General features: G+C 69.8%; 21 protein-coding genes. 3 read left to right on the forward strand and 18 right to left on the reverse strand.

Translation table 11 applies throughout. The features are described from left to right. Positions 1-9: 9 nt before the first annotated feature. Complete coding sequence (locus ACFO6Q_RS03735; RefSeq protein WP_380019178.1) at positions 10-879, forward strand: prepilin peptidase; 870 nt, start codon at positions 10-12, stop codon at positions 877-879. Positions 880-922: 43 nt separating this feature from the next. Then, complete coding sequence (gene coaE, locus ACFO6Q_RS03740; RefSeq protein ID WP_380019179.1) at positions 923-1,543, forward strand: dephospho-CoA kinase; 621 nt, start codon at positions 923-925, stop codon at positions 1,541-1,543. A gap of 10 nt (positions 1,544-1,553) precedes the next feature. Here coaE and ACFO6Q_RS03745 read toward each other — a convergent pair whose 3' ends face one another. The 6 genes from ACFO6Q_RS03745 to ACFO6Q_RS03770 all read right to left on the reverse strand — a co-directional run bounded on the left by ACFO6Q_RS03745 (position 1,554) and on the right by ACFO6Q_RS03770 (position 9,181). Next, positions 1,554-2,471, reverse strand: a complete 918-nt coding sequence (locus ACFO6Q_RS03745) for a hypothetical protein (RefSeq protein WP_380019180.1) — start codon at positions 2,469-2,471, stop codon at positions 1,554-1,556. Next, the gene (locus ACFO6Q_RS03750) at positions 2,441-3,052 is read right to left on the reverse strand and encodes a class I SAM-dependent methyltransferase (protein WP_380019181.1); all 612 of its coding nucleotides are present in this window, start codon (positions 3,050-3,052) and stop codon (positions 2,441-2,443) included. The genes ACFO6Q_RS03745 and ACFO6Q_RS03750 overlap by 31 nt, the downstream gene beginning before the upstream one ends. Further along, positions 3,049-4,038, reverse strand: coding sequence for a glycosyltransferase family 2 protein (locus tag ACFO6Q_RS03755; RefSeq protein ID WP_380019182.1), 990 nt, complete (start codon positions 4,036-4,038; stop codon positions 3,049-3,051). Before ACFO6Q_RS03755 ends, ACFO6Q_RS03750 begins: the two co-directional genes overlap by 4 nt. Positions 4,039-4,165: 127 nt before the next feature. Beyond that, a complete protein-coding gene (locus ACFO6Q_RS03760) occupies positions 4,166-5,146 on the reverse strand; it encodes a Nudix family hydrolase (RefSeq protein ID WP_380019183.1) in 981 nt (326 codons plus the stop codon). Positions 5,147-5,176: 30 nt separating this feature from the next. Then, on the reverse strand, positions 5,177-7,939 hold the full coding sequence (gene secA, locus ACFO6Q_RS03765) for a preprotein translocase subunit SecA (protein WP_380019184.1): 2,763 nt from the start codon (positions 7,937-7,939) through the stop codon (positions 5,177-5,179). A 300-nt stretch (positions 7,940-8,239) separates the two neighbouring features. Continuing rightward, positions 8,240-9,181, reverse strand: a complete 942-nt coding sequence (locus ACFO6Q_RS03770) for a M23 family metallopeptidase (protein ID WP_380019185.1) — start codon at positions 9,179-9,181, stop codon at positions 8,240-8,242. Between ACFO6Q_RS03770 and ACFO6Q_RS03775 the strand changes: the two genes are divergently transcribed. Next, on the forward strand, positions 9,152-9,673 hold the full coding sequence (locus tag ACFO6Q_RS03775; RefSeq protein WP_380019186.1) for a DciA family protein: 522 nt from the start codon (positions 9,152-9,154) through the stop codon (positions 9,671-9,673). The two genes, ACFO6Q_RS03770 and ACFO6Q_RS03775, sit on opposite strands and share 30 nt — an antisense overlap. A gap of 186 nt (positions 9,674-9,859) precedes the next feature. On the opposite strand, the gene lpxC is transcribed toward ACFO6Q_RS03775, so the two are convergent. The 12 genes from lpxC to ACFO6Q_RS03835 form a co-directional block, all read right to left on the reverse strand. Continuing rightward, a complete protein-coding gene (gene lpxC, locus ACFO6Q_RS03780; protein WP_380019187.1) occupies positions 9,860-10,771 on the reverse strand; it encodes a UDP-3-O-acyl-N-acetylglucosamine deacetylase in 912 nt (303 codons plus the stop codon). Between the two features lie 309 nt (positions 10,772-11,080). Further along, positions 11,081-12,268 (reverse strand): cell division protein FtsZ, encoded by a 1,188-nt coding sequence (gene ftsZ / locus ACFO6Q_RS03785; protein ID WP_380019188.1) that lies wholly within the window; start codon positions 12,266-12,268, stop codon positions 11,081-11,083. A 283-nt stretch (positions 12,269-12,551) separates the two neighbouring features. Next, positions 12,552-13,784, reverse strand: coding sequence for a cell division protein FtsA (gene ftsA / locus ACFO6Q_RS03790; RefSeq protein WP_380019189.1), 1,233 nt, complete (start codon positions 13,782-13,784; stop codon positions 12,552-12,554). Further along, a complete protein-coding gene (locus ACFO6Q_RS03795) occupies positions 13,781-14,680 on the reverse strand; it encodes a cell division protein FtsQ/DivIB (protein WP_380019190.1) in 900 nt (299 codons plus the stop codon). Before ACFO6Q_RS03795 ends, ftsA begins: the two co-directional genes overlap by 4 nt. After that, entirely contained in the window at positions 14,677-15,726 is a 1,050-nt protein-coding gene (locus ACFO6Q_RS03800; protein ID WP_380019191.1) for a D-alanine--D-alanine ligase, read from the reverse strand. Before ACFO6Q_RS03800 ends, ACFO6Q_RS03795 begins: the two co-directional genes overlap by 4 nt. Beyond that, a complete protein-coding gene (murC, locus tag ACFO6Q_RS03805; RefSeq protein ID WP_380019192.1) occupies positions 15,726-17,165 on the reverse strand; it encodes a UDP-N-acetylmuramate--L-alanine ligase in 1,440 nt (479 codons plus the stop codon). Before murC ends, ACFO6Q_RS03800 begins: the two co-directional genes overlap by 1 nt. After that, on the reverse strand, positions 17,162-18,247 hold the full coding sequence (gene murG / locus ACFO6Q_RS03810; RefSeq protein WP_380019193.1) for an undecaprenyldiphospho-muramoylpentapeptide beta-N-acetylglucosaminyltransferase: 1,086 nt from the start codon (positions 18,245-18,247) through the stop codon (positions 17,162-17,164). The genes murC and murG overlap by 4 nt, the downstream gene beginning before the upstream one ends. Then, complete coding sequence (ftsW, locus tag ACFO6Q_RS03815) at positions 18,244-19,470, reverse strand: putative lipid II flippase FtsW (RefSeq protein ID WP_380019195.1); 1,227 nt, start codon at positions 19,468-19,470, stop codon at positions 18,244-18,246. Before ftsW ends, murG begins: the two co-directional genes overlap by 4 nt. Beyond that, positions 19,470-20,552, reverse strand: a complete 1,083-nt coding sequence (mraY, locus tag ACFO6Q_RS03820) for a phospho-N-acetylmuramoyl-pentapeptide-transferase (protein WP_380019196.1) — start codon at positions 20,550-20,552, stop codon at positions 19,470-19,472. The genes ftsW and mraY overlap by 1 nt, the downstream gene beginning before the upstream one ends. Then, on the reverse strand, positions 20,542-21,918 hold the full coding sequence (locus ACFO6Q_RS03825) for a UDP-N-acetylmuramoyl-tripeptide--D-alanyl-D-alanine ligase (protein ID WP_380019197.1): 1,377 nt from the start codon (positions 21,916-21,918) through the stop codon (positions 20,542-20,544). Before ACFO6Q_RS03825 ends, mraY begins: the two co-directional genes overlap by 11 nt. Continuing rightward, positions 21,912-23,408 carry a UDP-N-acetylmuramoyl-L-alanyl-D-glutamate--2,6-diaminopimelate ligase gene (locus ACFO6Q_RS03830; protein ID WP_380019199.1) on the reverse strand — a complete coding sequence of 499 codons (1,497 nt, stop codon included), beginning with the start codon at positions 23,406-23,408 and terminating at the stop codon, positions 21,912-21,914. Before ACFO6Q_RS03830 ends, ACFO6Q_RS03825 begins: the two co-directional genes overlap by 7 nt. Further along, positions 23,405-25,162: a peptidoglycan D,D-transpeptidase FtsI family protein gene (locus ACFO6Q_RS03835; protein ID WP_465251705.1), complete on the reverse strand. Its 1,758-nt coding sequence runs from the start codon at positions 25,160-25,162 to the stop codon at positions 23,405-23,407. The genes ACFO6Q_RS03830 and ACFO6Q_RS03835 overlap by 4 nt, the downstream gene beginning before the upstream one ends. Between the last annotated feature and the right edge of the window lie 14 nt (positions 25,163-25,176).

The raw sequence follows: 25,176 nt of genomic DNA on the forward strand, positions 1-25,176 counted from the left end.
TCCGCGCGAATGATCGATCTGGACTGGCTGCACGAAGCGGCGCTTCTGATTCCGCTGACCGGCCTGCTCGGCCTGCTGGTCGGCAGCTTTTTGAACGTCGTCATCCTGCGCCTGCCACGCCGGCTGGAACACGAATGGCAGCAGCAGGCGCGCGAACTGCTCGGCACGGAAGGCGAGGTCGCGCAGCCGCCGCCCGATCTCGTCTTCACCGGCTCGCACTGCCCGCAGTGCAAGCACAAGCTGTCGGCGCTCGACAACATTCCGCTGCTCAGCTGGCTCGCGCTACGCGGCCGCTGCCGCTACTGCAAAGCGCCGATTTCCTGGCAGTACCCCTTGGTGGAACTGCTCACCGCGCTCGCTTCGGCCGCGATCGCCTGGAAGTTCGGCTTCGGCTGGCCGCTGGCGGCCGGACTGGTCTTCAGCTGGATCCTGATTGCAGCGTCCGGCATCGATGCGCGCACGCAATTGCTGCCCGACCAGCTGACCCTGCCCCTGCTCTGGCTCGGCCTGCTGCTCTCGCTCGTGCCTGTGTTCGTGACGCCCTCGGCCGCGATCGTGGGAGCCGCGATCGGCTATCTGAGCCTCTGGTCCGTGTTCTGGCTGTTCAAGCTCGCGACCGGCAAGGAAGGCATGGGCTACGGCGACTTCAAGCTGCTCGGCGCGCTCGGTGCATGGATGGGCGCCACAGCCCTGCTGCCGATCATCCTGCTCTCCGCCCTGGTCGGCGCCGTCGTCGGCGGACTGCTGCTCGCGCTGCGCGGCCAGGATCGCAGCACGCCGATCCCCTTCGGTCCCTTCATCGCCGCGGCCGGCTGGGCCTGGTTCGTGTTCGGCGACCGGCTCGGCGGCTTCTACGCGAACCTGTTCGGGATGCAATGAAAACGGCCGGCTGCACCGCGCGACGCAGCCGTATACTCGCGCGATGCACGCCCCTCCTTACGTCGTCGCGCTGACCGGCGGCATCGCCAGCGGCAAGTCGGCTGTGGCCGAACGTTTCGAGAAGCTCGGCGTCGAAGTGATCGACGCCGACCGGGTCGCGCGCGAACTCGTCGCGCCGGGCCAGCCGTCCCTGGACGAGATCGCTACCGCATTCGGCGCCGACGTGCTCGACGCGAGCGGCGCGCTCGATCGCCGCAAGATGCGCGAGCGAGTGTTCGCCGACCCGACCGCACGCCGCCGGCTGGAGGCGATCCTGCATCCGCGCGTCCGCTCCACCTTGCGCGAGCGCGCACAGCGAAGCACCGGCCCCTACGTCCTGCTGGCGATTCCCCTGCTCACCGAGAGCGACGGCTACGACTGGATCGACCGCGTGCTCGTCGTCGACGTGCCGCGCGAAACGCAACGCGAGCGATTGATCGCGAGGGACGGCATCACGCCGCAACTCGCCGACGCGATGCTCGACGCGCAGGCAAGCCGCGAACGGCGGCTCGCGATCGCCGATGACGTCGTCGACAACGACGGTGCCCTGTCCGACCTGGATGCGCAGGTCGCCGACCTGCATCGGCGTTATCTGGCCGAGGCGCGGAAGCTCGCGTCTCGCTAGGCGACGATCTTCACGCGGAGGTTTCCGCGCGGTCGCGCAGACCGAAACCGATCCCCGCCAGCAAGGCATCCGCACCGATCGTAACCAGACGATAGGCGAACGCGATGGCGAGCGCCTCCGCTTCGCCGAGCACCGGCCCCAGGCCCAGAACCAGCACCGCCTCGCGCAGGCCGAGCCCTCCCGGTGCTCCCGGCGTCACGTAGCCCGCGATCCACGCCAGCGCGAGCCAGCCGCACCAGGCCGCGAACGGCAGCAGATCGGGTTGCGCGCAGAGCAGGCGCAGCGCGGAAGCGGCGAGCAGGAAAAAACCCACGTCGATCGTGAATACCATCGCGAATGCCGACAGGGTTCGTGACACGCGCGCATCGGCCGAACCGAACCGGCGCATCGCGAAGGCGCCGGCAAGAGCGACGGCAATCGCCACCAGAGGCGCCGCGCGTACTACCCAGCGCAGCCACGGCGTCACCGACTCCAGTCGCGGATCGGCGGCGACCCCGGAAGCGAGCGTCGCCGCCGCGGCGACGAGCAGAATCGATTCGAATGCCAGCGCGCCGCCGAGCGCGCGATGGCCGAGTCCTTCGCGGCGTGCGGCGACGTGCCGGTACGCGAAGTGGAAGACGTTCCCCGGCAGGTACTTCGCCAGCTGCGAACGCAGGTGCGCGACGAACAGCGGTCTTGCGTGCACCGGCGACGCAGCCGCCGCTCGTGCGAGCAGGACCCAGGCGAAACCGAGCGCGGCGGCACCGATGCCGTAGAGGACGAGCGCGGCGCCGAAGGCGGGGACGGAGATCTTCGTCAGGCGCTCGACCAGCACGTCGCCGAGCTGGAAACCGCGCCGGAGCAGCAAGGCCGCCGCGATCACGCACAGTACCGCGCCGGCGAGACCGGCCGCGCGCTTCAGCGCCGGCGACACAACGCCATGGTCCACGGCAGCGGCGTGCGCACTTCGACGACGTCGAAGCGCCCTGCGAGCAGTTCGAGAAAGCCCCGCCGGCTCCAATGGTTGAGATGTCCGGGCGTGTTGCCCAGCGCACCGAGATACTTGCCGCGCGCCATGTTCAGCACGCGCCACAAGGGCTCGCGCGGAACGCTCGTCAACAGATAGGGCTGCGCGAGCCGGGCGAGAATGTCGACGCCGAGCTGCGGATCGTCCAGATGCTCCAGCACCTCGCAGCAGACCACGAAGGGAGCGGCTTCGTGCGCCACGTCGATGGTCTCGATCGGCTGCGTCCAGAACGTCGCCTCCGCGCCGGCCTGCGCCGCGCGCGAGCGCGCCTCGTCGACGATCTCGGCGGAGATGTCGCAGCCGCGCACGCGGAAACCGCGCCGCACGAGCCGGATCGACAGCTCTCCTTCACCGCAGCCGATTTCCAGCGCATTGGACACCGGCACGCGCGCGGCAAGGCCGTCGAAAGCGTCGAGGAAGCCCTGCATCAGCCGCCGCGCGATCGGATTGGCCGTGCGGTATTTGTCGTAGTAGTTGCCGGCCGGCTGGGCATGATCGTTCATTGCAGTCGCTCCGCCGTGCCCGATCCCGCCTCGGGCGGCGCGGAGTGCAGCACGTCCTCGAGCTGCCGCACGCGCCAGTCGATGCCTTCGAGCAGGCGGCGGTTGACGCCGAGCAGGTCGGCGACGAAGCCGAGCATCAGCGCGATCAGCCCGATCGTGATCGAGGCCGCCGCGAGCAGGGCCGATTGCACGTGGCCGGCGCCGTCGCCGGCGAACTTGTGCGCCAGATACCAGCCGCCGAAACCGAAGCCGAGCAACAGGAAGAACGAGGCGATCAGCGAAAAGAACACCAGCGGCCGGTAGGTGGCGAAGATGCGCACGATGGTCGTGGCCGAACGCCAGACGTAGCGGCCGATGCTCTTGACCAGGCGCGACGGACGCAGATCCGGATTCGTGCGGATCGGCACCGACAGCACGCGGATGTTGCTGTGCCCGGCCTGGATGATCGTCTCCAGCGTGTAGGTGTAGGCGCTGAACACGTTGAGCCGCTGCGCGGCCTCGCGCGTGAATGCACGGAAGCCGCTCGGCGCGTCGACGACCTCGGTGTTGCTGGCCAAGCGCACGACCCAGCTGCCCACTTCCTGCAGGCGCTTCTTCAACCACGAGAAGTGTTCGGTCTCGGCGATCGGGCGCGCGCCGATCACCATTTCCGCGCGGCCCTCGATGATCGGCCGCACCAGCGTCTCGATGTCGCGCGCGTCGTACTGGTTGTCGGCGTCGGTGTTGACGATGATGTCCGCGCCGCCGGCGACCGCGGCGTCCAGCCCGGTCATGAACGCGGCGGCCAGGCCACGATTCACCGGATGGCGCACGACCCGGTCGGCGCCGAGGGAGCGCGCGACCGCGGCCGTGTCGTCACTGGAGCCGTCGTCGACGATCAGCCATTCGACGACGTCGCAGCCGGCGACTTCGCGCGGCAGCTGCGGCATCGCGTGCGGCAGCGACTCCGCTTCGTTGTAGCACGGGATTTGGATGACGAGCTTCATGGAAGGCGGCGCACTCCCCGGGGGCGACTTTGCATGATAACCAAGCGACGCCGGCTTGCACCCCCCGGCCGCCGGCAGGACCGCTCCGCTACCGCGGCGCGCACGCCCCGCTCCGCACGCGCGCTGCCTAGGCGTCCCACAAGGCGCGGATCGCGGCGACTCCCTGCGCCCCGCTGACCTGGGCGGCATCGACGTCGTCGATCTCCATGCCGCCCAGCGCGTAGATCGGCAGGGCGGTGGTGGCGGCGAGATCGGCGAATCCTTCCCAGCCCAGCGTCGCAGCGCCCTCGTGGCTGGCGGTCGGGAACACCGGCCCCAGCGTGACGAAATCCGCGCCGATGCGCGCCGCCTGCGCCAGCTCCGCGGCATCGTGGCAGGACACGCCGACCCAGCGATCGGCCGGCAGCGGACGCTGCGTCAACGTCGCCGCGATCGCCGCCGGCAGGTGCACACCGTCGAGCCCGAGCACGGCGGAGAGCTTCCAGTCCGCATTCAGCAGCAGCTGCGCGCCGTAGTCGCGGCACAGGTTGCGCGCGCTGCGCGCAACGCGCGCGAGGCGGTCGCTGGGCCAGCCGGGCAGGCGCAGCTGAATCAGGCGCACGCCCTTGCGGCAGGCGCGCTCGATGCCGCGCACGACCGTATCGGTTTCGTCCGGCGGCAGCGGCGGCGTGATGAGATAGCGATCGGGGAGACGCAGCGCGGTGATGACCGGCCGGTCGGCCGCCGGCATCGGCAGGCGCGCCAGATCGTCGATCTCGGCCCAGGCCAGCGGCTGGCTTTCGCGCGCGAGCACGATGCCCGAGTGGGCGGAAACCTGCCAGACGTCGAGCAGGATGCGCTGCTCGGGGTAATCGTGCGGCACCGCGATCAGCGGCCGCGCGGATTCGACCACCACGCCCAGTTCCTCGCGCAATTCGCGCGCGAGTGCGTCGATCGGAAGCTCGCCGTCCTCGCACTTGCCGCCAGGAAACTCCCACATCCCGGCCAGGTGCTTGCCGGCGGGCCGCTGCGCGATCAGCACGCGGCCGTGCGTGTCGCGCAGCACGCCGGCGACGACGTGAAGTCGCGCGGACGTCGACTCAGCGGAAATCCACGCCTCCGCTTGCATCCGGTCTTCCCCGAGAGGACGCGAGCCGGATCAGGCCAGCTTGCCGTGGCACTGCTTGTACTTCTTGCCCGAACCGCACGGACAAGGATCGTTGCGGCCGACCTTCGGCGCGTCGCGATGCACCGGCGACTGCCCCTGGATCGGCTGCGCGAAGCCTTCGGCCCCGGCATCCGGTGCCGGTTCGCCGGCCCCGAAGCCGGCCGCTTCCGCGTGCTGGAACTGCATTGAGCGCGCCTGCGCCTCGGCCTGGCGGCGCTGCTGTTCCTCGAGCGCCTCGACCTCGTCCTCGCTGCGGATCCGCACGCGCGCGAGCAGCTGCACGATCTCGTGCTTGATGCGGCCGAGCATGCCTTCGAACAGCTCGAACGCCTCGCGCTTGAATTCCTGCTTCGGCTGCTTCTGCGCGTAGCCGCGCAGATAGATGCCCTGGCGCAGGTAGTCCATGCTGGCGAGGTGTTCCTTCCAGCCGTTGTCGAGCACCGACAGCATCACGTGCTTTTCGAGGCCGCGCATGACTTCCGAACCGAGCATCGCCTCCTTCTCGCGGAACAGGCGATCGGCCGCCGACAGCACGTGCTCGAGCACGCCGCCGGCGTCGAGCTCGTGCTGTTCCTCGACCCACGGCTTGAGGTTCAGCTGCAGGCCGAATTCGGAATTCAGCTCCGCCTCCAGACCGGCGAGGTTCCACTGCTCGTCGACCGAGTCGGCCGGCACGTAGCGGCGCACGAGGTCGGTGATCACGTCCTGGCGCACGTTGGTGATGGTTTCGCCGACGTCGTCGCTGTCGAGCAGCTCGTTGCGCTGCTGGTAGATGACCTTGCGCTGGTCGTTGGCGGTGTCGTCGAATTCGAGCAGGTGCTTGCGGATGTCGAAGTTGTGCGCCTCGACCTTGCGCTGCGCCTTCTCGATCTGGCGGCTGACCATGCGATCCTGGATCGCATCGTCTTCCTTCATGCCGAACATGCGCATCAGGCGCGCGACGCCCTCGCCCATGAAGATGCGGATCAGGTTGTCTTCCAGCGACAGGTAGAAGCGGCTCGATCCCGGATCGCCCTGGCGACCGGAGCGGCCGCGCAGCTGGTTGTCGATGCGGCGCGACTCGTGCCGTTCGGTGCCGATGATGCGCAGGCCGCCGAGCGCCAGCACTTCGTCGTGGCGCTTCTGCCACTCGGCCTTGACGCGCTCGCGCTCCTGCTCGGACGCGTCCTCGCCGAGTGCCTGCAGCTCGGCCTCGAGACTGCCGCCGAGCACGATGTCAGTGCCGCGGCCGGCCATGTTGGTGGCGATCGTGATCGCCTTCGGCCGACCGGCCTGGGCGACGATGTGCGCTTCGCGCTCGTGCTGCTTGGCGTTCAGCACCTCGTGCGGCACGCCCTGCTTCTTCAGCAGGCCGTCGAGCAGCTCGGACATCTCGATCGAGGCCGTGCCGACCAGCACCGGCTGGCCGCGCTCGTAGCACTCCTTGATGTCCTCGACGATCGCGTCGTACTTCGGCTGCTGCTTGAGGAAGACGACGTCGGCCTCGTCCTTGCGCACCATCGGACGGTGCGTGGGAATGACCACGACCTCGAGCCCGTAGATCGACTGGAACTCGTAGGCTTCGGTGTCGGCCGTACCGGTCATGCCGGCCAGCTTCTTGTACATGCGGAACAGGTTCTGGAACGTGATCGAGGCCAGCGTCTGATTCTCGCGCTGGATCGGCACGCCCTCCTTCGCCTCGACCGCCTGATGCAGGCCGTCGGACCAGCGCCGGCCGGCCAGCGTGCGGCCGGTGAACTCGTCGACGATGATGACCTCGCCGTCGCGCACGATGTAGTCCACGTCACGCTGGTAGATCGCGTGCGCGCGCAGCGCGGCGTTCAGGTGATGCACCACCGCGATGTGCTGCGAGTCGTACAGGCCTTCTTCCTCGCCGATGATGCCGGCCTCGCGCAGCAGGTCTTCGGCGTGCTGCATGCCCTCTTCGGACAGGTGCACCTGCTTCTGCTTCTCGTCGACGTAGTAGTCGCCCGGCACCGGCGGTTCGCCGGCCTTGGGCTCGCTCGCCTGCCGCGTCAGCCGCGGCACGATGCGGTTGACCTTGACGTACAGCTGCGGCGATTCGTCGGACGGACCGGAAATGATCAGCGGCGTGCGCGCCTCGTCGATGAGGATCGAGTCCACCTCGTCGACGATCGCGTAGTTCAGGCCGCGCTGGTAGCGCTGCTCCTTCGACAGGGCCATGTTGTCGCGCAGGTAGTCGAAGCCGAACTCGTTGTTGGTGCCGTAGGTGATGTCGGCGGCGTACGCGCCGCGCTTGTCGCCGTGGTCCATGTTCGGGTAGACCACGCCGACCGACATGCCGAGGAAGTTGTACAGCCGGCCCATCCAGGCCGAGTCGCGCTTGGCCAGGTAGTCGTTGACCGTGACCACGTGGACGCCCTTGCCTTCCAGCGCGTTCAGGTACACCGGCAGCGTGCCGACCAGGGTCTTGCCTTCGCCGGTGCGCATCTCGGCGATCTTGCCCGAGTGCAGCACCATGCCGCCGATCATCTGCACGTCGTAGTGGCGCAGGCCGAGCACGCGGCGCGAAGCCTCGCGCACGGTCGCGAACGCTTCCGGCAGCAGGCTGTCGAGCGCCGCACCGGCGGCCAGGCGCTGGCGGAACTCGTCGGTCTTGCCGCGCAGTTCGTCGTCCGACAGCGCCTGCATGGTCGGTTCGAGCGCATTGATCTGCGCGACGGTCTTGCCGAGCTGGCGCAGCACGCGTTCGTTGCGGCTGCCGAAGATGCGCGTCAGGAAACTGTTCAGCATGGATGGTCTTCGACTGAGAGTGCGGAAAGCGCGCCGGAAGCGGCGCGGTTGGTGAATCCGGCCAACCCGGTCTTGCGGCAAGCGGATCGCGATCAGCGGCGAACTCGCAATGATACGGCGTGGCCGGCGCAATACAAAGCCAGCTTTGTGCGGCCGGCGGCGCTTTCAAGGCGTCCGGGCGATGGGAATCCGGCGCCGCGCCCGGAAGCAGGCGGCCCGGGCGGCCCTTGCCGAGCCACAGCACTCTCAAGCGGTTCCAGCTAGGCGCAGGTCTCGGCGATCCGGGACGGATCGCGCCGGTTACACCCGCGTGGCGCGCTTGGACTTGACGTAGATCAGCGGATTGACCGCACGACCGTTCAGCCAGACCTCGAAATGGCAGTGCGGACCGGTCGAGCGCCCGGTCGAGCCGACCTTGGCGATGGTCTGGCCGGCGTGCACGCGCGTGCCGACTTCGGCGACGTTGACGGAATTGTGCGCGTAGCGCGTCATGTAGCCGTTGCCGTGGTCAATTTCGACGACGTTGCCATAACCGCTGCGTACCCCGGACCAGGTGACGACGCCGTCGGCGACCGCGTTCACGTTGGAACCGAGCGGAGCGTCGAAATCGAGCCCCAGGTGCGTGGCCGCATGGCCGTCGAGCGGATCGGTGCGCGCGCCGAAACCCGAGGAGATGTAGCCCTGCGCGACCGGCATGCCGCTCGGCAGCAGCGCGTTGTCGATCTTGCGGTCACGCAGCAGGTTCTCCAGCACCCCGAGCTGCGCCTCCTGGCGGTCGAACTCGGCGCGCAGGCTGTCGACGCCGTTCTGGATCGGCAGCGAGGTCGCGACCAGGCCGGCCGATTCCTCCGGACCGCCCAGGGCCGGCGCGGAAGCGAAATCGAATTCGCCGTCGTCGAGCTTGCCGACCTGGGTCAGGCGGTCGCCGAGCGCGTTCAGGCGCGTCGCCTGCGCCTGCAGGCGGCCCAGCTGCACGGCCAGGGCGTCCAGGCTGCGATGCGAGTCGTTGTCGAGATTGGCCAGCTGCTCGCGCTGGTGGCTCAGGGTCTCGCGCAGATCGGCCAGTTCGTGCGCGGCCGGCCCGATGGAGCCGCCGAACAGCACCGCCGTGCCGAAACCCAGGGCTAACAGCCCGACGATGCAGGCGCTGCCCGCGACCAGTGCCAGCAGGCGGATGCGCCGGCTGCCCAGATCGATGCGACGTGGTGCCGAGTGCGCATTGCCGACGATAATGATGTTCATGCTGCAGATGCCGAGTTCGTATTCGTCATGTCGCCACGCCGCAATCCGCTCCTCGCCTCCGCCACCGGCCCGAAGCCTGCGGCGGACTGCATCGCACTCGACGCGCTCGCGGATCGCGCGCGCGCGCTGGATGCGCTGGACCAGAGATTGCGATCCCTGTTGCCCGCCGCAGTCGCTCGCGAGACGCGTCTCGCGGACGTCCGTGACGGACGGATTGTCTTTCTGGCGTCCGATCCGACCTGGGCGAGCCGCATCAGGTTGCATCAGGCAACCCTGCTGGCCGAAGCCCGCACCGCACTGGGCGGTACCGTCGAACGTTTCGCCGTGAAAGTGGCGCCCTTGCCGGCCGTTCCACCGGAACCGGCAAAGCCGAAACCGCTTTCTGCCGCCACCGCCCGCCATTTGCGAGCAGCGGCGAAAGCCCTTCCCGACCCGGAACTCCAGGCCCTTTATCTCCAACTGGCGTCCATCGCCACCGATGATTCCGACTAGGAGCCGGGGCGGCTCCCATTCCCCGCAACGGACTTCCTGGCGGAAGCCGATTCTTTTTCTTCTAGGGCCGGGCGTCGTGCCAGGGCCGTTCGGCGGACGCTTTGCGTTCCGGCCGCCACGGACGTCGCCGTCCGCGGGAACCCGGCGCCTCTCCTGCGCCGGGGAAACCTGCAATGTCGCCGCGACTCAGATCGCCTGCGCCGGATGGGCGTAGGAAATCGGAGCCTCGCGTTCGTCCTCGAAACTGACTTCTTCCCAGGCCGCCTTGTCCGCCAGCAGCGTACGCAGCAGCTTGTTGTTCAATTCGTGGCCCGACTTGTAGCCGTAGAACGCGCCGATCAGGCTGTGTCCGAGCAGGTACAGGTCGCCGATCGCGTCGAGGATCTTGTGCTTGACGAACTCGTCCTCGTAACGGAGGCCGTCCTCGTTCAGCACCCGATAGTCGTCGAGCACGATCGCGTTGTCCATCGAGCCGCCCAGCGCGAGATTCTTCTCGCGCAGCATCTCGATGTCGCGCATGAAGCCGAACGTGCGCGCGCGCGAGACTTCCTTGACGAACGAGGTCGTCGAGAAGTCGATCTCGCTGGTCGAGGAGCGCTTGGTGAACATCGGATGGTTGAAGTCGATCGAGAAGCCGACCTTGAAGCCGTCGAACGGCTCGAAGCGGGCCCACTTGTCGCCGTCGCGGACGGTGACCGACTTCTTGATGCGGATGAAGCGCTTGGCCTTGGCCTGCTCCTCGATCCCCGCCGACTGCAGCAGGAAGACGAAGGGGCCGGAACTGCCGTCCATGATCGGCACTTCGGGCGCCGACAGGTCGACGTAGGCATTGTCGATGCCCAGGCCGGCCATCGCGGAAAGCAGGTGTTCGATCGTGGCGATGCGGACGTCGCCCTTGACCAGGGTGGTCGAGAGGCGGGTGTCGCCGACGTTCTCGCAACTGGAGCGGATTTCGACGGGGTCCGGAAGGTCGACGCGGCGGAACACGATACCCGTATCCACCGCCGCGGGACGCAAGGTCATGTAGACCTTCTCGCCCGTGTGAAGACCTACGCCCGTCGCTCTGATGATGTTTTTGAGCGTGCGCTGTCTGATCATTTTTATGCGTTAACCCCTGGGGCAGGGCTGACAAAACGCGGACGAGACTAGCACAGTGAAGATGTGTAGAAAAGTTAAGCGATGTATGGAACCGACAGAATGTCGCATTTTCGCAACATTCTGCCGGTCCATTTCGCGTCAAATCCTCGCCCCCTCGACGTCGACGAAACACGCCGTCGCGACGCCACGCGACAGCGCAATCGAGCCGCGACGACGCGCCAAAGCGCGCCGCGGCTCGCGTCGGCGTCCCCACGAAAGACGGGCGACGCGGACTACCGGATGGGAATGTCTAGCGCAGCGATTGGCCCATCAATCCGCCTGGCGGCGCAGGAACGCCGGGATGTCGAGATAGTCGCTCGGCGCTTCGGCCGCCGCGGCGACCGGTGCCGCATGATCGAGCGCGGTCGCGCGCATCGGCTGCCCCGGAATGCCGAGGTAGTCGACTTCGCCGGTGGTGGCGTTGCGCACCACGCGCATGCGCTCGCGCGGCGAGGCGATCACTTCGCGTTCGCGCGGCTCGCGCAGCGGCTGGCGTGCGACGGCACGGTTCAGGCCGGTGGCGACCACGGTCACGCGCACCTCGTCCTTCAGCTCCGGATCGAGCGCGGTGCCGACCACCACGGTGGCGTCCTCGCTGGCGAACTCGTGGATGACCTGGCCGATGTCGTCGAACTCGCGCATCGTCAGGTTCGGTCCGGCCGTCACGTTGACCAGGATGCCGCAGGCACCGGCCAGGTTGACGTCGTCGAGCAGCGGGTTGTTGATCGCCGCCTCGGCCGCCGCCACGGCGCGGTCGTCGCCCTTGGCGATGCCCGAGCCCATCATCGCCATGCCCATCTCGGACATGACCGTACGCACGTCGGCGAAGTCGACGTTGATCAGGCCCGGACGGGTGATCAGGTCGGCGATGCCCTGCACGGCGCCCAGCAGCACGTCGTTGGCCTGCTTGAACGCGCTGAGCAGGGTCACGTCGCGGCCGAGCACGGTCAGCAGCTTCTCGTTCGGCACGGTGATCAGCGAGTCGCAGTACTGGCCCAGATCCTCGATGCCCTTCAGCGCGACCTGCATGCGCCGGCGGCCCTCGAACGGGAACGGCTTGGTCACGACCGCCACCGTGAGGATGCCCATTTCCTTGGCCAGCTGCGCCACCACCGGCGCCGCGCCGGTGCCGGTGCCGCCGCCCATGCCGCAGGTGATGAACGCCATGTCGGCGCCCTGCAGCAGTTCGACGATGCGCTCGCGGTCTTCCAGCGCGGCCTGGCGGCCGACTTCCGGATTCGCGCCCGCGCCCAGGCCCTTGGTCACGTTCGCGCCGAGCTGCAGCGTGAACTTGGCGCCGCTGGACTTCAGCGCCTGCGCGTCGGTGTTGGCGCAGACGAAGTCGACGCCTTCGACGCCGGCGCCGACCATGTGGCTGACCGCGTTGCCGCCGCCGCCGCCGACTCCGACCACCTTGATGACCGCATTGGGTGCCATTTTTTCTACGAGTTCGAACATTTTCCCATCCTCCGCAAGTGGATTGCTGCCACAGTCTTTATCGTTCCCGGATCCGTGACCGTCCCGGTCCGTCCCGTCCGACGCCCGGCTGGCGTGCCGGTGTCCGCAGCCGTTTCGGCCGCCTCGCTGCGCTCCCTGCGCAGCCGTACTGCTCCGTACCGTCCTTCTCCCGCGAGCGGGAGAAGGTGGCCCGAAGGGCCGGATGAGGGAGAGCCGGAGTGAAGCGCCTCACTCCGAAATCCCTCACCCCAACCCTCTCCCGCGAGCGGGAGAGGGAGAACGCTCAAAACTCTCCCTTGAACCAGGTCGACACCCGGTTCCACAGACCGCCGACCGTCGACACGCCGGCCGGCGCCATGCGCGGACCGTCGCGGCGGCTGCCATAAATAAGGAGTCCGACACCGGTGGACTGCATCGGGCTGGCGACGACGTCGGCCAGGCCCGTCACGTGCTGCGGCGTGCCCAGGCGCACCGGCATGTGGAACAGCTCCTCGGCGAGATCGAGCGCACCTTCCATGCGCGCGGCGCCGCCGGTCAGCACGATGCCGGCGCGCACCAGCTCCTCGCGTCCGCTGCGGCGCAGGTCGGCCTGCACCATCTCGAAGATTTCCTCGTAGCGCGGCTGCACCGCCTCGGCCAGGTTCTGCCGGGCCAGGCGCCGCGGCGGGCGATCGCCGACGCTGGGCACCTGGATCGTCTCCTCCGCATGGGCCAGCTGCGCCAGGGCGCAGGCGTAGCGCACCTTCAGCTCCTCCGCATGGGCCGTCGGCGTGCGCATCAGGTGGGCGATGTCGGAAGTCACCTGGTCGCCGCCGATCGCCAGCGAGGTCGTGTGGCGCAGCGCGCCGCCGGTGTAGATGGCGATGTCGGTGGTGCCGGCGCCGATGTCGACCATGCACACGCCCAGCTCGCGCTCGTCCTCGGTCAGCACCGCGCGCGCCGAGGCGACCGCCGCCGGCAGCAGCTCGTCGACCTGCAGGCCGCAGCGGTTGATGCACTTGGTGATGTTCTGGATCGCGCTGGCGGCGCCGGTGACCAGGTGCACGTTCGCCTCCAGCCGCACGCCGGACATACCGACCGGGTGGCGGATGCCCTCCTGGCCGTCGATCAGGTATTCCTGCGATTCGCGGTAGAGCACGCTGCGGTCGGCCGGAATGGCGATCGCGCAGGCCGAGTTGAGCACCGCGTCCAGGTCGCCCGCGCTGACCTCGCGGTCGCGGATCGGCGCGGTGCCGTGCGAGTTCTCGTCCTTGATGTGGCTGCCGGCGATCGAGGCGTAGACCGAGCGGATCTGGCAGCCGGCCATCAGCTCGGCCTCCTCGATCGCGCGCTGGATCGAGTGCACGGTCGAGTCGATGTCGACGACCACGCCGCGCTTGAGCCCGTGCGCCGGATGCGAGCCGATGCCGATGATCTCGACCGACTCGCCCGGCGCGTGCTCGCCGACGATCGCGACGATCTTCGAGGTGCCGACGTCGAGTCCGACGATGAGGTTCTTTTCGCTCTTGGGCTTCATGGTGCAGCCGGGATTGGAGATTGGGGATTGGAGATTCGGGAGGCGAAGAGCCGGGATCGGGGATTGCGGGTCGAGGCTCCGGAGAAGCGAGCGACGAGGCCGTCGAGGGAGGGCGCCTGCCGGAAATCCGCAAGCGGCTGCCTCTGCCCGACCCCCGCTCCCGAATCTCCAGTCCCGGCCGGCGGCGGGACCGCCGGCTCCGGCCAGCGCACGACGAAGCCGTTTTCGTAGCGCAGGTCGACGTAGGCCGGAGGCACCGGCTTGGCGCCGGCCAGGCGCGGCCAGACGTCGAGGAAGCGCGCCAGCCGCCGCTGCGCATCGTCGCGGCCGAGCTGGATCACCGCGCCGGAGGCCAGTTCCAGCTTCCAGCCGCCGCGCGGCGACAGCGACACCGCCGCGATCGCCAGGCCGCTGCCGGAGAACTCGCGCAGGCACTCGGCATAGAAGGTCAGTACGTCGGCGACGCGGTCGTCCGGACCGCCCAGGCGCGGCAGGCCCTGCACGTCGGCGGCGCCGGCGGCGGTGAAGATCTCGCCGCGCCGGTTGATCAGGCGCTCCTCGCCCCAGCGCGCGTACGGCTGCTGCTCGTAGACGACGAGGTCGACCGCGTCCGGCCAGCGCTTGCGCGCCTCGACGCGCTCGACCCACGGCAGCTTGGCGACCGCGGCGCGGATCTGGTCGAGGTCGATCGCGAAGAAGCCCTGCCCGAGCAGCGGCTGCGCGGCGGCGCGGATCTGCTCGGCGCTGACGTGGTTGAACTCCGCACGCACGGCCAGCTGGTCGACCGGCCAGCGGTCGCTGGCGAACCAGCCGTTCAGCACGCCGACGATCGGCAGCGCGACCAGGGTCAGCGCGATGCCCCAGGCGAGCAGCTTGGCGATCATTCCGCCTTTCACGAGGCGCCTCCCGGCCGCGTGCGGGAATCGGAAGCGCCCGCCTCCGCTCTTTCCGACTCTGCATTGCCGATGCCCGATTCCCGGGTGAAGCTCGTTTCCAGCACGCGCCAGCACGCCGTCTCGAAATCGATGCCGAGCGCACGCGCCGCCTTGGGCACCAGCGAATGGCTGGTCATGCCCGGCGCGGTATTGACCTCCAGCAGGTAGTTGCAGCCCTCGCGGTCACGCATGACGTCCACGCGCCCCCAGCCCGAGCAGGCCAGCGCGTCGAATGCGGCCAGCGCGAGGTCGCGCATCTCCTGCTCCGCCGCGCCGTCCAGGCCCGGGCAGACGTATTCGGTGTCCTCGGCGACGTACTTGGCGTTGTAGTCGTAGTACTCGCCCTTCGGCACGATGCGGATCGTCGGCAGCACCTGGCGGTCGAGGATGCCGACCGTGTACTCGCCGCCCTCGATCAGCGTCTCCATCAGCAGGTCGCCCGGATAGCGCCGCGCCAGCGCGACCGCGGCGTCGAGATCCTTCGCCTCGAACACGCGCGTGACGCCGACGCTGGAACCCTCCCAGGCCGGCTTCACGATCAGCGGAAAACCGATCTCGCGCGCGGCGGCCTGCACGTCGGCGCCGCGCGGCAGCGCCTTGAAGCGCGGCGTCGGCAGGCCGAGCGCCTGCCACACCAGCTTGGCGCGGATCTTGTCCAGCGACAGCGCCGAGCCGAGCACGCCCGAGCCGGTGAACGGCACGCGCAGCGCCTGCAGCGCGCCCTGCAGCTCGCCGTTCTCGCCGCCGCCGCCGTGCAGGATGTTGAACACGCGCGCGTAGTGGCCGGCGCGCAGCGCGTCGAGCAGGGCCGGAATGCCGTCGACCGCATGCGCGTCCACGCCCTTCGCGCGCAGCGCGGCGAGTACGTTGCGGCCGGAATCGAGCGACACCTCGCGCTCGGCCGACTGCCCGCCCATCACGACGGCGACGCGGCCGAACGCCTTCGCGTCTTCGACGCGGCGGCCGCGAATCGGGAATCGGGAATCGGGAATCGTCGAAGCGGACATCAGGCGGCCTTGGATTTGAGTTGGCCCGACTGGGCCAGTTCGTTCGCCGTCGCGCCGATGTCGCCGGCGCCGAGCAGCAGCAGCAGGTCGCCGTCGGCGAGCAGCGGCGGCAGCGCCGCGGCGAGGTCGCGCGGATGCTCGACCAGCACCGGATCGACCTTGCCGCGCGCGCGCACCGCGCGCGCCAGCGCGCGGCCGTCGGCGTTGGCGATCGGCGCCTCGCCGGCGGGATAGATTTCGGTCAGCACCAGCACGTCGACCTCGGCCAGCACGTTGGCGAAGTCGTCGAGCAGGTCGCGCGTACGCGAGTAGCGATGCGGCTGGAACGCGACCACCAGGCGCCGCTCCGGCCAGCCCTCGCGCGCGGCCGCGAACACCGCGGCGAGTTCGCGCGGGTGATGGCCGTAGTCGTCGACCAGCAGGGCCTTGCCGGCATCGAGCACCAGTTCGCCGCGCAGCTGGAAACGCCGGCCGACGCCCTGGAACTTGGCCAGCGCCGACTGCATCGCTTCCGGCGCGACGCCGAGCTGCCAGCCGACCGCGCAGGCGGCGAGCGCGTTGAGTACGTTGTGCCGGCCCGGCAGGTTCAGCGTGACCGGCACGACCGGACCGCCGTCGGGAAGGTGCAGCGTGAATTGCGTGGCGCGGCCGCTCTGGCGCAGATCCGTCGCGCGCAGGTCGGCGGCGGCGTCGATGCCGTAGGTCAGCACGCGGCGCGGCGTCTCGCGCGCGAGCGCGGCCACCTCGGCGTCGTCGGCGCACAGCACCGCGACGCCGTAGAACGGCAGCCGATGCAGGAAATCGGCGAAGGCCTTCTTGACGCGCTCGAAGTCGCCGCCGTAGTTCTCCAGGTGGTCGGCGTCGATGTTGGTGACGATCGCGACCACCGGCGACAGCAGCAGGAACGAGCCGTCCGATTCGTCGGCTTCGGCCACCAGGTACTCGCCGGTGCCCAGGCGCGCGTTGGCGCCGGCGGCGATCAGCTGGCCGCCGATCACGAAGGTCGGGTCGAGGCCGGCCTCGGCCAGCACGCTGGCGGTCAGGCTGGTGGTGGTCGTCTTGCCGTGCGTGCCGGCCACCGCGATGCCGCGGCGGAAGCGCATCAGCTCGCCGAGCATCTCGGCGCGCGGCACGATCGGAATGCGCCGCTCGCGCGCGGCGAGCAGCTCGGGATTGTCCGGCCGGATTGCGCTGGACACGACCAGCACGTCGGCGTCGGCCACGTTCGCGGCGGCGTGCTCGCGGTCGATGCGCACGCCGAGGTCGGCCAGCCGCCGGGTGGTCGCGTTGTCGGCCTTGTCCGAGCCCGACACCGAGTAGCCGAGATTGCTCAGCACCTCGGCGATGCCGCTCATGCCGACGCCGCCGATGCCGACGAAATGCACGCGGCGGAAGTCCTGCATGATGTCGCCGTAGCGGGCCACGCGCGCCGGGGTCATGCCGCCACCTCCAGGCACACGTCGGCGATGCGGCGCGCCGCCTCGGGACGGGCCAGCGTGCGCGCGGCGTTCGCCATCGCGAGCAGCCGCTCGCGCGCGGCGATCTCGTCGAACGCGGCGCCCAGGCGCTTGACGAAGTCGTCGCCCTCGCCGATCAGCTGCGCCGCGCCCGCCGCGACCATCGCCTGCGCGTTGCTGGTCTGGTGATCGTCGACGGCGTGCGGATACGGCACCAGCAGGGCGGGCACGCCGGCGGCGGCGAGTTCGGCGATGGTCAGCGCGCCGGCGCGGCAGATCGCCAGGTCCGCCGCGGCGTAGGCCGCGGCCATGTCGTCGACGAAGGACAACACCTCCGCCTCCACGCCGGCCGCCGCATACGCGGCGCGCGTCTTCTCGACGTGCTTCTCGCCGCACTGGTGCGTCACCTGCAGCGTGAGGCGCGCGCCGCGACGGCGCAGCATTTCGGGCACCTGCGCATTCAGGCTCGCCGCGCCCTGGCTGCCGCCGAGCACCAGCACGCGCAGAGGTCCCGTGCGATCGGCGCAGCGCTGCGCCGGCGCCGGCAGCGCGGCGATCGAGGCCCGCACCGGATTGCCGACCCACTCGGCGCCGGCGAAGGCGTCGGCGAAGCCGGCCAGCACGCGCTGCGCGAAGCGCGCGAGCAGGCGGTTGGTCAGGCCGGGAATGCGGTTCTGCTCGTGCACCACCAGCGGGATGCGCGCGAGCCGCGCGGCGATGCCGCCGGGCGCGGCGACGTAGCCGCCCATCGACAGCACGCTGCGCGGCGCATGGCGCTTCAACACCGCGCGCGCGGCGCGAACGGCCGCGAACAGCCGCAGCGGCGTGCGCAGCGCCGTCGCCAGTCCCTTGCCGCGCAGGCCGCCGATCGAGAGCGTCTCCAGCGCGACGCCGTGCTGCGGCACCAGCCGCGTCTCGAGGCCGCCGTGGGCGCCGAGCCAGACCACCGGCACGCGGCGCTCGGCCAGTTCGGCCGCGACCGCCAGGCCCGGAAAGATGTGGCCGCCGGTACCGCCGGCCATGATCAGCACCGGGCCTTCCGCATGGGCGGGCGCGGCCGTCATCGACGCTCCCCGGCGAACGCGCGCACGTCGACCAGCTGGCGCTCGGCGATCACCTGCATCATCGCGTTCTCGGCGCGGCTGACTTCGTAGCTGACGCGGATCAGCAGGCCGATCATCGCGCAGGTCATGATCACGCTCGATCCGCCGGAGCTGATCAGCGGCAGGGTCAGGCCCTTGGTCGGCAGCACGCCGAGATTCACGCCGATCGACACCAGCGCCTGCAGCGCGATCATCAGCGACAGGCCGAACGCGACGTAGCCGGCGAAGCGCATGTTGCGTTCCACCGCGCGCAGGCCGAGCACGAAGCCGCGTCCGACCAGCCAGCCGAACAGGCCGAGCACGAGCACGATGCCGGTCAGGCCGAGCTCCTCGGCGATCACCGCGAGGATGAAGTCGGTGTGCGCTTCGGGCAGGTAGAACAGCTTCTGCACCGAGGCGCCGAGCCCGACGCCGAACCACTCGCCGCGGCCGATCGCGATCAGCGCCTGGGTCAGCTGGAAGCCGTCCTTGAACGGATCGGCCCAGGGATCGAGGAACGAGGTCAGGCGCTTGACGCGGTAGTCCTGGCTCATCGCCACCCAGGCCAGCACCGGCACCGCGGCCGAGCCGAGCAGCACGAGGTTGCGCACCTTCGCACCGCCGAGCCAGACCATACCGAGCGTGACCGCCATCAGCAGCGCGGCCGAGCCGAAGTCCGGCTGCGCCAGCAGCAGCACGACCAGCAGCGCGGCGATGCCCAGCGGCTTGATCACGCCGAGCAGGCTGGCCTGCAGGTTGTCGCGATGGCGCACCAGATAGCTGGCCATGTACAGCACCAGCAGGATCTTCACGGCCTCCACCGACTGGAAACCCATGATGCCGAGCCGGATCCAGCGCCGCGCGCCGTTCACGCGCACGCCGATGATCGGCACGAACACCAGCAGCAGCAGCACGATGCCGCCGAGCATCAGCAGGCCCGCGTGGCGCTCGAGCCAACCCAGCTCGGTGCGCGCGGCGACCACGCAGGCGATCAGCCCGAGGCCGAGGAACACCATGTGGCGCATCACGTAGTAGAACGGCCCGAAGTGCTGGCCGTCGGCGATCGCGATCGAGCTGGAGCCGACCATGACGACGCCGACGCTGGCCAGCGCGAGCGCGGCCAGGATCAGGCCGAGGTCGTACTGGCCCTTGACCTCGCTGCGGCGCGTGGCCTGCGTTTCGGCGTTGTAGTTGAAGAGAAGCATCAGCGCACCTTCAACGTCGCCAGACCGATCAGCACCAGCACGACGCTGATGATCCAGAAGCGCACGATCACCCGCGATTCGGGCCAGCCCTTCAGTTCAAAATGGTGATGGATCGGCGCCATGCGGAAGATGCGTTTGCCGGTCAGCTTGAAGCTGGCCACCTGCAGCATCACCGACACCGTCTCCATGACGAACACGCCGCCCATGATCAGCAGCACGATTTCCTGCCGCACGATCACCGCCAGGGTGCCGAGCGCGGCGCCGATCGCCAGCGCGCCGACGTCGCCCATGAACACCTGCGCCGGGTAGGCGTTGAACCAGAGGAAGCCCAGGCCGGCCCCGGCCAGCGCGCCGCAGTAGATCGCCAGCTCGCCCGCGCCCGGAATCGACGGGATGCCGAGGTATTCGGAGAACTTCGCGTTGCCGGCGAGATAGGCGAACGCGCCGAGCGCAGTCACCACCAGCACGCTCGGCATGATGGCCAGGCCGTCCAGTCCGTCGGTCAGGTTCACCGCATTGGAGAAGCCGGTGATCATGAAGTACGCCAGCGGCACGAACAGCAAGCCGAGCGGAATCGCCACCTGCTTGAACAGCGGCAGGAACAGCGCGGTTTCGGCCGGCGTCTGCGCGGTCTTGTACAGCGCGATCGCGACGATCAGCGCGAACAGGGACTGCCAGAAATACTTCCAGCGCGCGGCCAGGCCGCGGCTGTCCTTCAGCACGATCTTCTTGTAGTCGTCGTAGAAGCCGATCGCGCCGAACGCGAACGTCACGCCGAGCACCAGCCAGACGTAGCGGCTGGACAGGTCCATCCACAGCAAGGTCGCGATGCCGACCGCGATCAGGATCAGCGCGCCGCCCATCGTCGGCGTGCCGGCCTTGGACAGGTGCGACTGCGGACCGTCGTTGCGCACGACCTGGCCGGCCTTCAGCGCCGCCAGCTTGCGGATCACCGCAGGCCCGACCAGCAGCGAGAACGCCAGCGCGGTCAGCGTCGACATGATCGTGCGGAAGGTCAGGTACTGGAACAGATGGAAACCGCTGACGTAGCCCTTCAGCAGGTCGGCGAGTTCAAGCAGCATGACGCGTCCCTCCGTCGCCGTTCGCGCCGTCGACGAGCGCGTGCACCACGCGATCCATCGCCGACGAGCGGGAGCCCTTGACCAGGGCGGTGACGCCCGCGCGCAGCTCGCCGCGCAGGCCGTCGATGAGTGCGGACTGGTCGTCGTAGTGCGTCGCGCCTGCGCCGAAGGCCTCGACCGCGGCGCGGCTGAGGCGGCCCACGGCGAGCAGGCGCTGGATGCCGGCGCGGCGCGCCAGCGTGCCGGTCTCGGCGTGCAGCCGCTCGGCGTCGGTGCCGAGCTCGGCCATGTCGCCCATCACCAGCAGGCGCTGCCCCGGTTCGCCGGCGAGCGTGGCGATCGCCGCGGCGAACGAACCCGGATTGGCGTTGTAGCTGTCGTCGATGATCGCCGCGCCCGAAGCGTGCGCGCGGCGCAGCAGACGCCCGGCGACGTTCGGCGCGGATTCCAGCCCGGCCTTGATCGTCGCCGGCGGCACGCCCAGCGCCAGCGCCGCGGCGCCGGCGGCGAGCGCGTTCATCACGTTGTGGCGGCCCGGCAGCGGCAGCGCGACGTCGAGGTTGCCGCCTGGCGTCAGCAGGCGGAAACGGCCGTCGAACGGCGCGCCCGCCTCGAAGCCGGCGCTGACCTCGGCGCGGCGCAGCAGGCCGTAGCGGATCACGCGGCGCGGCGCGGCCAGCACGGTGAAGTATTCGGCGAACGCGTCGTCGGCATTGATCACGGCGACGCCGTCGGCCGGCAGCGCGCGGTAGATCGCGCCCTTGGTCTCCGCCACACCCTGCAGCGAGCCCATGCGTTCGAGGTGGGCGGCGGCGACGTTGTTGACCAGGGCCACGTCCGGCTGCGCGATGCGCGCGAGATAGGCGATGTCGCCGGGCTTGCCGGCGCCCATCTCGAGCACGGCGTATTCGCTGTCGGCCGGCATCGCCAGCAGGGTCAGCGGCAGGCCGATCTCGTTGTTGAAGTTGCCGGCGTTGACGTGCGTGCGGCCGTGCCCGGCGAGGATCGACGCGAGCAGCGTCTTCACCGTGGTCTTGCCGTTCGAGCCGGTGATGCCGGCCACGCGCGCGCGGCTTTGCGCACGCACCGCGGCGGCGAGATCGCCGAGCGCGGCGAGGCTGTCGGTGACGATCACCTGCGGCAGGTCGACGTCCAGCTCGCGCATCGCCAGCAGCGCGGCGGCGCCGCGCTCGCGCGCCACCGCGGCGAACTCGTGCGCGTCGTAGCGCTCGCCCTTCAGCGCGACGAACAGCGCGCCGGCATCGAGCGAGCGGGTGTCGGTGGAGACGCTCGACACGCTCGCGTCGGCGCCGTGCAGACGGCCGCCGGTCCAGCGCGCGACGTCGGAGAGGCGCAGGCTCAGCATGTGCCCTGCCCCAGCGCGGCGCGCGCGACCTGCAGGTCGTCGAAGGGCCGCTTGACGCCGGCGACCTCCTGGTACGGCTCGTGGCCCTTGCCGGCGATCAGCACGACGTCGCCGGGGCGCGCATCGGCGATCGCGGCGGCGATCGCGGCGGCGCGGTCACGCTCCACCACGGCGGCGGCCGGGCGCGCCAGGCCGGCGAGGATCTGCGCGACGATCGCGTCGCCGTCCTCGCCGCGCGGATTGTCGTCGGTGACGACGATGCGGTCGGCCAGCGCCTCGGCGATCGCGCCCATCTGCGGACGCTTGCCGGCGTCGCGCTCGCCGCCGCAGCCGAACACGCAGACTAGGCGCCCGGCACAGTGCGCACGCAGCGAGGTGAGCGCCTGCTCGAGCGCGTCCGGCGTGTGCGCATAGTCGATCACGACCAGCGCCTGCGCGCCGCCGCCGAGCCGGTTCATGCGGCCGGCGACCGGATCGAGCCCGGCCAGCGCCGCGCGGATGCGCTCGAACGTGAAGCCGAGCTGGCCCAGGCACGCCGCCACCGCGAGCAGGTTGGACACGTTGAAGCGGCCGAGCAGGCGCGTGGTGACGTCGCCTTCGCCCCACGGCGTGACGAGCCGGAAGGCGAGGCCGTCGGCGCCGGTCTGGATCGCGCGCGCGACGACTTCCGCCTCGTCGCGCTCGATGCCGTAGCGCAGCAGCTTGGTGCCGGCGCCGACGGTCGAGGTCAGGGCGCGTCCGAACGCGTCGTCGACGTTGATGATCGCGGCGCCCAGGCCCGGCCAGGCGAACAGGCGCTGCTTGGCCGCGCCGTAGGCGTCCATCGTGCCGTGGTAGTCCAGGTGGTCGCGCGTGAGATTGGTGAACACCGCGAGCTCGAACGCGACCGCGTTGACGCGGCCCTGCTCCAGCGCGTGCGAGGAGACTTCCATCGCCACGTGGCTGACGTCGGCGTCGCGGAAGTCGGCGAGCAGCCCGTGCACGGCGATCGCGTCGGGCGTGGTGCGCTCGCCCTCGCGGATCGCGCCGTACGCGCCGGCGCCGAGCGTGCCGATGGTGGCCACGCGCAGGCCGCCTTCGTGCAGCGCCTGCGCCAGCAGCTGCACGGTCGAGGTCTTGCCGTTGGTGCCGGTCACGCCGATCACGCGCAGCGCCTGCGAGGGCTCGCCGAACCAGTGCGAGGCGATCGCACCCAGCCCGGTGCGCAGATCCTCGATCCACACGACCGGCGTCTCGTCCGCTTTTCCGGTTCGCGATTCCCGATTCCCGGTTCCCGAATCTTCGGCCAGCACCGCCACGGCGCCGCGCTCGGCCGCGGCCGGCGCGAACGCGATGCCGTGCGTGGCCGTGCCCTGCAGGGCGACGAAGGCGTCGCCGGGCTGCACGCGGCGCGAATCGAGCGTCAGGCCGCGCACGACGATGCCGCCGGCGGCGCCGGCGTCGGCGCGGTCCTGCAGCAGTTCGCGCAATGTCATCGCCGGGCGGCTCATTCGATGGGCACTCCGTCGTCCGTGCCGGACATCTCGTCGGCGCCGTCGGGCGCCTGCCGGGGTGCTTGGATCCTGCGCGCCGATTCGGGCGATCCGGCGTACCAGTTCTGGACGTCGTCGGGCGGCACGTCGAGCAGGCGCACCGCGCCGTCCATGACCCGGCCGAACACCGGCGCGGCCACCAGCGATCCGTAGAACGCGCCCTGCGGCTCGCGGATCACGACCACGCCGACCAGGCGCGGGTGGCTGGCCGGGATCATGCCGGCGAACAGCGAGGTGTATTTCTTCTGGTAGCCGCCGCCGACCGCTGTGCGCGCGGTGCCGGTCTTGCCGGCGACGCGGTAGTTGGTCACGCGCGCCTTGATCGCGCCGCCGCCGGTCGGCGAGACGATCACGGTTTCCAGCATCGCGCGCAGGTTCGCCGCGATCTGCGGATCGACCACCGCGCGCTCGGGGTTCTGCGCACCCTTGACGAAGGTCGGCGAATGCAGACGGCCGTCGTTGGCCAGCGTGGCGTAGCCCTGCGCGACCTGCAGCGGCGTCGCGTTGAGGCCGTAGCCGTAGGCCAGGGTCGCCTGCTCCACCGGTCCCCAGGCCTTGGCGACGGGCAGGTAGCCCGGCGATTCGCCCGGAAAACCGCTGCCGGTGACCTCGCCGAAGCCGAAGCGATGGAACACGTCGTACATGTGGTCGCGCGTCATCGTCGCGGCGATCTTGGCGGCGCCGACGTTGCTGGAATAGGTGATCACGCCGGTGACGTCGATCAGCCCCTTGTTGTGCACGTCGCTGATCGTGTGGCCGTACAGGGTGTACGTGCCCGGGCGCGTGTCGACCGGCGTGTGGATCTTCCACTTGCCGGTTTCCAGCGCCGCCGAGATCGTGAACGCCTTCATCGTCGAGCCGGGCTCGACCACGTCGGTCACCGCGCGGTTGCGGCGATAGGAAGGATCGACGTTGGTGCGCGCGTTCGGATTGAACGACGGCTGGTTGACCATCGCCAGGATCTCGCCGGACGGCACGTCGAGGATCACCATCGAGCCGGACGTCGCGTGGTGCTCGGCCAGCGCGGCCTTCAGCTCGCGATAGGCCAGGTACTGGATGCGGCGGTCGATCGACAGGGTCAGGTCGCGCCCCGCCTGCGCCTCGCGCACGAGTTCGACGTTCTCGACCTCGTGCCCCTTGCGGTCGCGGATCACGCGCTTCACGCCCGGCTTGCCGGCCAGCCAGTCGTCGAACGCCAGCTCCAGGCCTTCCTGGCCGCGGTCGTCGATGTTGGTGTAGCCCAGGACGTGGCCGAACACCTCGCCGCTCGGGTAGTAGCGCTTGAACTCGCGCTGGCTGGCGACGCCGGGAATGTCCAGCTTGAGAATCGCCTGCGCGTCGTCGGGGTTGAGATGACGCTTGAGGTAGATGAATTCCTTGTCCGAGCGCTCGACCAGCTTCTGCTTCAGCGCTTCCTCGTCCAGGCCGGCCGCCTTGGCCAGCTCCGGGATGCGGTCGGCGTGCTCGAGCACCTCGGGCGGGTTCGCCCAGATCGAATCGACCGGCGTCGACACCGCCAGCGGCTCGCCGTTGCGGTCGAAGATCGTGCCGCGCGAGACCGGAATGGAGAGGTCGCGCAGATAGCGCGCGTCGCCCTGCTCCTGGTAGAAGTCCTTGCGCACGACCTGCAGGTCGACGGCACGCACGACCAGCGCGCTCGACGCCAGCCCGAGCATGCCCAGCACCACGTACAGGCGCGAACGGGTGGCCACGGGTCTGCTGCGCA

The organism is Dokdonella ginsengisoli (assembly GCF_042652785.1).
GTDB classification, from domain to species: domain Bacteria; phylum Pseudomonadota; class Gammaproteobacteria; order Xanthomonadales; family Rhodanobacteraceae; genus Dokdonella_A; species Dokdonella_A ginsengisoli.